This window comes from Trinickia sp. LjRoot230, from assembly GCF_964253315.1.
In the GTDB taxonomy this organism is placed as follows: domain Bacteria; phylum Pseudomonadota; class Gammaproteobacteria; order Burkholderiales; family Burkholderiaceae; genus Trinickia.
Window position 1 is genome coordinate 1,663,370 of sequence record NZ_CAXUQX020000002.1, and the last position, 7,695, is coordinate 1,671,064.

At 60.2% G+C, this 7,695-nt stretch carries 5 protein-coding genes; 4 read left to right on the plus strand and 1 reads right to left on the minus strand.

The window, feature by feature from the left end; genetic code table 11:
- Positions 1-509 precede the first annotated feature (509 nt).
- The 3 genes from ACSQ20_RS26375 to ACSQ20_RS26385 all read left to right on the plus strand — a co-directional run bounded on the left by ACSQ20_RS26375 (position 510) and on the right by ACSQ20_RS26385 (position 2,905).
- A complete protein-coding gene (locus tag ACSQ20_RS26375) occupies positions 510-1,946 on the plus strand; it encodes a sigma 54-interacting transcriptional regulator (RefSeq protein ID WP_436025729.1) in 1,437 nt (478 codons plus the stop codon).
- Between the two features lie 177 nt (positions 1,947-2,123).
- The gene (locus ACSQ20_RS26380) at positions 2,124-2,552 is read left to right on the plus strand and encodes a DoxX family protein (protein WP_436025731.1); all 429 of its coding nucleotides are present in this window, start codon (positions 2,124-2,126) and stop codon (positions 2,550-2,552) included.
- A gap of 80 nt (positions 2,553-2,632) precedes the next feature.
- On the plus strand, positions 2,633-2,905 hold the full coding sequence (locus ACSQ20_RS26385) for a hypothetical protein (RefSeq protein ID WP_436025733.1): 273 nt from the start codon (positions 2,633-2,635) through the stop codon (positions 2,903-2,905).
- Between the two features lie 41 nt (positions 2,906-2,946).
- Here ACSQ20_RS26385 and ACSQ20_RS26390 read toward each other — a convergent pair whose 3' ends face one another.
- A complete protein-coding gene (locus ACSQ20_RS26390; protein WP_436025921.1) occupies positions 2,947-4,395 on the minus strand; it encodes an MFS transporter in 1,449 nt (482 codons plus the stop codon).
- Positions 4,396-4,773: 378 nt separating this feature from the next.
- Between ACSQ20_RS26390 and ACSQ20_RS26395 the strand changes: the two genes are divergently transcribed.
- Positions 4,774-7,695 (plus strand): DUF6531 domain-containing protein (locus ACSQ20_RS26395; protein ID WP_436025735.1); only part of this gene is annotated, 2,922 nt, incomplete at its 3' end.

Sequence of the window (7,695 nt, forward strand, 5' to 3'; positions counted from 1 at the left end):
CATTTTTTCCGATTTCCAGGCGTGCTTCACATCTGAGGTTAAGAATCGGCATTGGATTGGTATGTCGGCTAGCGCACATGGCGCGTGCGCCGTTGGTGTTTTGCCCCATCGTAATTTTTCCTATGGTAATTCTGTCCGGTGTCGTCTATGTTGCAGTGCATGCAGGTACGAAACGCGCGATGTGCGTCAAGCTCGAAGCGGGCAGGCGTTACATCTAAAGCGCAGTAAAAAATGCCGAGGGACAAAGGGCAGGTACAAAGCGAGCCTTAAGTCCAAGCGTAATGCGCCGGATTGCTTGCTTTGGTGAAATTGGACGTCCTTTCCAATCAGGTCAGGACGAACGGGCAGAGCCGCATTAGATGGCTCGCCGAAGCAGGTCGATATCGGCCATGAATCGGATAACCGCAAGAGCGGGTAGGCTCCGGAATTGATCGATATCAAACATTGCATCGATGCGGTGCCTTATGGTGCCCTTGAGGCACGCGCGCTTCGATACGGGGAGTTGGACCATGTCACACAGTTTGAATCCGCTACGCGCTGAGCGTACCGCGCTGTTCGTTTCGTTGAAGCCCGATCCTTCAAGCGTCGATAGTCTGGTTACGGCGGGTTGGCATGTTGTGCACGCGAAGGCCGCTCATCAGGTGGAGCGGTTGCTCGAGCGAGGGGCCATTCGTCTAGGTGTCGTCGTCTTGCCGCCGCAACCGACCGAAGAGCAATTGGCGGAACTCGAAAGCTGCGTATCGCACACGGAGGCGACCTGGGTTGCCCTCGTTCAACGTGGTCAGGCGGAGGAGCCGGCCATTCGCCGTTTTATTGTCGACTATTGTTTCGACTTCGTGACGATGCCCTGTGGCGACGAGCGGCTCGCCATCGTGCTCGGTCACGCGCACGGATTGTCGACGTTGCGCGAAAAAGTCGCGATCGTTCCGCCGGTGCCTGGATGCAGCACGATGATTGGCAGCTCGGCGCCGATGCAGCAGCTTTTTCGCGGCCTCGAAAAGTGTGCGCGCAACGATGCGCCGGTTTTTATTGCCGGGGAGTCAGGCACGGGCAAAGAACTGACCGTGCGTGCCATTCACGATCACTCGTCGCGCTCTGGCAAGCCGTTTGTGGCAATCAACTGCGCGGCTATTCCGCCGACATTGCTGCAATCGGAGCTTTTTGGTCACGAGCGCGGCGCATTCACCGGCGCGTTGCAACGCAAGATCGGCCGTATTGAAGCGGCGGACGGCGGCACACTCTTCCTGGATGAGATCGGCGACATGCCGCACGAATGCCAAGCCGTGTTGCTGCGCTTCTTGCAAGAAGGAACCATCGAGCGCCTTGGCGGCACGGGGCCTGTGAAGGTCGATGTCCGGATTATTTCGGCTACGCATGTCGATTTGTCGCAAGCCATTGAAAGCGGGCGTTTCCGTGCGGACCTCTTTCATCGCTTATGTGTGCTGCGTCTCGATGAACCGCCGCTACGCGAACGCGGACACGACATCAAGCTACTGGCTTATCACGCGCTTGCTGTGCATAAACGCGATGGCGCTCGGAAGATCCGCGGTTTCTCGAGCGACGCCGTTGCCGCGATGTTCAATTATTCGTGGCCGGGCAATGTGCGCGAACTCATCAATTGCGTTAGACGTGCGGTTGTCATGGCTGAAGGGCGTTTCATTACTGCAGCCGATCTAGGGTTGCCCGGGGCTGGGCCAAGGGCGGGGCGCACGTTGGCCGACATTCGCTGCGAAGCCGAGCGCAATGCCGTACGCGATGCGCTCGGACGGCATGCTTACAGTCTTTCCGGTGCAGCGGCCGAGTTGGGCGTTTCGCGCGCAACCTTGTATCGGTTGCTCAATTCGATGGGGCTGCGCTCCGAAGGGTCGCTTGCGCGCCATCTCGGGATCATCGACGACGTTGCGCATCCAGACGGCGAAGCCGCGTGCCCGCAGCAAGCCGCGTAACGCAGTCCTAACAGACAGGGCTGTTTCGTAGGCCCTGTATTTACATTTGCTTTCCGCCTTTACCGCTTCGGCACGCGTCGCGCTTGGAAAAGCGTGGCGCAGCGCATATCCTGAGCATCGATGCGAGCGCCGCGCGGCGCTCGCTTTCATTCGTCGATAACAAGGAGGAAGGTATTCATGACGCGTCCCGTCGATTCCGGCGTCATTCTCATCGCGCGTCTTGCGCTTGCCGTTCTGTTTTTATGGGGCGGAGTCATGAAGCTGCTTGGCTATGCGGGTTTCGTTGGCTATTTGCAAGCGAAGGGTGTGCCATTCGTGCAAATCAGCGCGCCCATTGCGACGGCGATCGAAGCGCTGGGCGGGCTGATGCTCGTGATCGGTTTTCTGACGCGGCCGCTCGCGCTTGTGATGGCGGCTTATACGATCCTGACCGCAGTGCTCGGGCATGACTTCTGGAACGTGGCCGATCCGACCATTCAGCACGATATGGTGATTCACTTCTGGAAGAATGTTTGTATCGCCGGCGGTTTCCTTTTGCTGTTCGTGACTGGCGCGGGTGGGGTCAGTGTCGATGCCGCCCGCAAACCCAAACGCCACCTGCTTTGATCGTTGCACCGTCGCATGAAGCGAGCACGTTGTTTGCTTTACTTCATGGATGTTTCGGCGCGACGAGGGAGGGCAACGCGATGATCGAGAACTTCGAGCAGATGATCGACGGGCAGAAAATGCGTTTTTGCGCGAGCCTGGGCGAGGATGAATCGGCGCATCGCGTCATCATCAGCCGCGACGATTCGGCAGAGACGTTGGTTGTATTCGATACCGGGGGGTTGCTTGGCGCGCTCAAAGCCGAACTCGAGCCTCCCGGCAAATTAATCGAAAAAGCCATTAACAAGGCTCGGGATGATGGGCTGATCGAACGTGCGCTGGATACCGGCACGATCCAGACGGCGACGCTCTAACCGCTAATGTGAATATTGCTTCGTTGTCCTAAGCTTTCGGCTCAGTGTTCGGCCTGTGCCGTGGCTTCGTTGGCTGCATCGTTGCGCGCGTGCGATTCCGGGTGAATCAGACATGCCAGCAGCACGCCCGTCACGAGCAGCCCTGTGGCGATTGCGGCCGATATCTGCAAACCCTGCACCACCGTCTCGGGGCGCGAGCCGGCCACCAATGCGCCGAATGCGGCGACCCCGACCGCTCCCCCTGCTTGGCGAGCCGTATTAAGGATCGCCGACGCCGTACCGGCGCGTTTTGGTTCAACGGATGCAAGAATCGCGGTAGTCATCGCGGGCACCGCGAGCCCCATGCCGGCAGGAATCAGCAAAAATGGCACGACTAGCGCAAGAAACGGCGTGTCGGCTCGCGCCGCATGCAGCAGAGCGTAGCCGAGCGCACCGATTGCCGCGCCAAGCATCATCGGGAAACGCGGTCCGCGGCGCGCGACGACCCAGCCACTTGCCACATTCGAAATCAAGAAGCCTCCTGTAAGCGGTAAAAACGCGAGGCCTGCCTGGAGCGGTGTGTCGCCGTGAACATGCTGCAGAAAAAGACTCAGCACGAATACGCTTCCGTAATAGGCCATATTCACGCAGACACCGAAAATCACAGCGGCGCTGAATGTCGCATCGCGCAGTAATACCAGCGGCAGCATCGGCGCGGTGCTTTTTGCTTCGATGGTCACGAAGGCTAACGTGGCCAGCACCGCGGTTGCGAAGCCGCCGATGATTAGCGGATGCATGATGCCGAGTGAGCGCAGCTCGATGACCGCACCGGTAAAAGCCGTGAGTGCGACGATTGCCATACATTGGCCGGGAAGGTCGATGCCGATCTTTTCGCCCTTGTGCTCGCGTGCGGTTTCGTCGAACTGGCGGGGCACCCAGGCAAACGTAGCGAGCATCCCCGCGGCGCAAATCGGCAAGTTCACGAGAAAAATGCTGCGCCAACCGAAGGCCGCGATCAGCACGCCACCGAGAACCGGGCCCGCGGCAATGGCTACAGCGCCCGAGGCCGTCCATAGACCGACGGCATGGGCGCGTAATTTCGGCTCATGACCGCATGCCCGATTGAGCAGCGCGAGTGAATTCGGCAGCATGGCGGCGGCGCTCACCCCTTGCACCGCGCGCGCGGCAATCAACATCGAGGCATTGGGCGCAAGCCCGCACGCGAGCGACGCCGCCGCAAAAAGTGCAAGGCCAAAAGCGAACAAGCGCCGTGGGCCGAAGCGATCGCCGAGTACGCCGGCGGATAGCATCAACACTGCGAACGCCAGTGTGTAGGCGTCGACGATCCATTGCAGCCCCGAGACTGGCGCGTGGAGTTGCGAGCCGATGCTGGGCAGTGCGATGTTGACGATCGTGACATCGAGTTGGGTCACGACGAACGCAATGCTGACGGTTGAAAGGACGCGCGCGATGGCGGGCGTGAACGTTGGGGCGGAAGGGTTCGTGATCATGACTTGATCGTAGTGGTTCGCTGCTCGCTGACGTTTCTGTGCCTCGTGAAGTGTCGGTTGCATCGAACGCGCCTGGATGCCGCCAATTCGTATCGAGGCATCAGCGCTTCCTTAAGTCTTGGAATAGGGAAATATTTCCGGTCAGCCATCACGCATCAGTAAAAACGGGCAAGCCAGTAATTAACGTCGGCATGACATTTTCAACAATCGTTAATTTAGAGCGGCCATGCCTTTTTCTTGTCTGTGGCGCTTTGATATAGTGACGGCCTTCCTGCGGTGACCTTAATCATGCAATGCCGATTGGCGCATACAGGCCAATACCAATGCCAATACCGTTAAGCCGGGGTTAATGATGCTGATGCGTTTTGCAGGCCACTCATGAGCCAGCCCGCTGCGCGCGAGCACGATCCGATCGAGCACACTTCGTTGGCGGGGGACTTGATTGGCATGGGCGGCTCCCTGCTCGGGGGCATTGCCGTGGGCTGGGCGTTGACCGCGGCGGTCACCGCGGGCTTGGCGCTGCTGGAGATCGGCACTGCGGGTTTGGCCACACCACTCGTGATTGGCATCGGCATTGGCGTGGCCGCGCTGATGGAAGGCTCTGGGATCAACGAAGAGATCGATCGCGGTGCGCACGCGCTTGGTAACGCGATTGCGCCGCCCGAGGTCAAAGGGTTCATCAGTAACGGTTCACCGAACGTGTTTGTGAACGGCCAGCATGCAGCCCGCGCCGCTGCCCCGGCCGATCTCGATACGGCCCATTGCGACAACCACTCCGGCCCGCAGATGATTGCGCAAGGTTCGGACAGCGTGTTCATCAATGGTCAGCCCGCAGCACGCGTGAAGGATCAGACCACGTGTCAGGCAGCGATTGCAAAAGGCTCCAATAACGTATTTATCGGCGGCGGCACGCTGACCGTGCGCGAGATCGAGCCCGCGCGTAAATGGGTGAGCACGTTGGGCATGGCGATTGGCATCGCGTTGGCGCTGTGCGGGCGCGGCAAGATGAATTGGAGCGCCTTGAAGGGCGCACTGCCGTGTCTGGCGATGAACCTCGGCGCGGGACTGCTCGGTGGGTGGATTGGGCACGAGATCAGAACCTTGGTGGGACATCCAGTCAACCTGATCACCGGTGGCAAGATTCTCGACGGCGAGCACGATACCGATTTCGTGCTGCCGGGCCTGTTGCCGATCGTCTGGCGGCGTTTTTATAGCAGTCACGATGATCGCGCCGATAGTGTGTTCGGTCCGGGCTGGAGTGTGCCGATCAGCGTTGAGTTGAAGCTGGTGCGCGATGCGGCCGGTGCGATCGACTCCATTGCGTATTGGGATGAGCAAGGCCGCGAGATCGTGTTTCCGCCCGTGCCGGCCGGCCAAAGCCATTTGAGCGTGGCCGAGGGCGTGTATTTGATCTGCACGGTGGGCGGACATTATCTTGTCGAAACAGTCGATGGCGTCTATCGCGATTTCGGCCCCGCGCGCAATAGCGAAACGGCCCGTGAGACATTGAAGCTGCGCCGCCTCGAAGATCGCAACGGCAATTGGATCGACGTGCAGTGGCAAGCGGCGGGCGAGGTGGTTCGACCGACGCGCTTGCTCGACGGCAGCGGCCGGGTGCTGCGCTTTGGCTATACCGAGGCGCTGCCTGAGCGCATCGCGAGCATCACCCTTGTGCGCGGTGTCGAAGGCGAGCCCGAGGAAACCTTGGTCAGCTACGGCTATACCGATGCCGGTGAATTGCAAAGCGTGACGGATCGGGCAAGACACACGACGCGGCGTTTCGCCTATGAACAGGGCTTGATGACCGCCCATACGCTGCCCGGCGGTTTGCAGTGTGGCTATGCCTGGCAAGGAACCGGTAAGGATGCGCGCGTCATCCGGCACTGGACCGATGACGGGGAAGCGTATGTATTCGATGCCGACGTTGGCCAACGCACCGTTGCGGTCACCGACCAGCTCGGACGTGTGACACGCTGCGAGTGGAACGAGGATGGCCAGCCCACCGCGTTCACCGATGCCGAGGGCCACGTGTGGCGGCTCGAGTGGAATGACCTCCGACAATTGCTCAGTTGCACCGATCCGACGGGCGGGGTCACCCGATTCAGTTACGACCGTCTCGGCCGGCTGACCGAACGAACCGATGCGTTAGGCGCCGTCGAAAAAACCGAATGGAACGGTTACTTCGATTTGCCGGTAGCGGAAACGAATGCGGCGAATCATCGATACGGCTACCGATACGACAAACGCGGAAACTTAGTCGTCCTAATTGATCCGGATGGCTTTCAAACGCATTACTACTACGATGAGCAAGGCCTGCTGCATACGATCAAGGATGCGCGCGGCGGCTATAAGCATCTGGCGTGGAATCGACGCGCTCAGCTCACGGCCTATACCGATTGCTCGGGTAAGACGACACGGTTTGCGTATGACGCGCGCGGTGCGTTGATCCGCGTGGTCGATGCGGCGCAACACGAGACCGCGTACGAAGTGGATGTGCTTGGCCGGGTCAGCGCGATCGTTACGGCCGATGGGGCGCGTCAGTCGTTTCGCTATGACGCGGCGGGACGATTGGTCGAACTCACCGATGCGAACGGACGACGCACGCATTACGAGTTGAACCCACGCGGATTGCTGCTCGCGCGCACCGATGCGGCCGGGCGTGTGGTGCGCTATGGCTATGACGCGGCGCATCGGCTGGCTGCGTTGACCAACGAAAACCGCGAGACGTATCGCTTCGCGTACAGCGCGACGGACCGGCTCGTCGAAGAGCGCGGGCTGGACGGCATCACGCGCACGTATGGCTATGACGCGCGTGGACTCGCGGTGCGTGTGACCGACGCGGCGAATACTGAGTCAGCCTTGGTCGCGTCCTATGAACGCGATGCGCTCGGGCGGATCGTCGCGAAAGACGTCGAGGGTCAGCGCTGGAAGTACGCGTACAGCAAGGCCGGCCAATTGGCGAGAGCCGAAACGTACATCCGCTATGGCGAGTCGTTGAGCCTGCAAAGCCGCATCGAGCTGACGTATGGGCCGCGCGGTGAACTGCTGGTCGAGCGCGGGCCGATGGGCGGGTTGGCGCACCGCTACGATGAACTGGGTAACCGGATTGCTACCACCCTGCCCGACGAACGCACGATCAATTGGCTGTATTACGGCTCGGGGCATCTGCATCAGATCAATCTCGATGGCACGGTGGTGACCGACATCGAGCGTGACGATTTACATCGTGAAGTGCTGCGCACGCAAGGCCGGCTCGTGAGCCGCTATGGGTATGACGCGCTGGGCCGGCGCGTGTCGCAT

Coding starts and splice junctions, on each gene's coding strand:
- ACSQ20_RS26390 (WP_436025921.1), bottom strand. CDS start 4,395: ATGATCACGAACCCTTCCGCCCCAACGTTCACGCCCGCCATCGCGCGC.
- ACSQ20_RS26385 (WP_436025733.1), top strand. CDS start 2,633: ATGATCGAGAACTTCGAGCAGATGATCGACGGGCAGAAAATGCGTTTT.
- ACSQ20_RS26380 (WP_436025731.1), top strand. CDS start 2,124: ATGACGCGTCCCGTCGATTCCGGCGTCATTCTCATCGCGCGTCTTGCG.
- ACSQ20_RS26375 (WP_436025729.1), top strand. CDS start 510: ATGTCACACAGTTTGAATCCGCTACGCGCTGAGCGTACCGCGCTGTTC.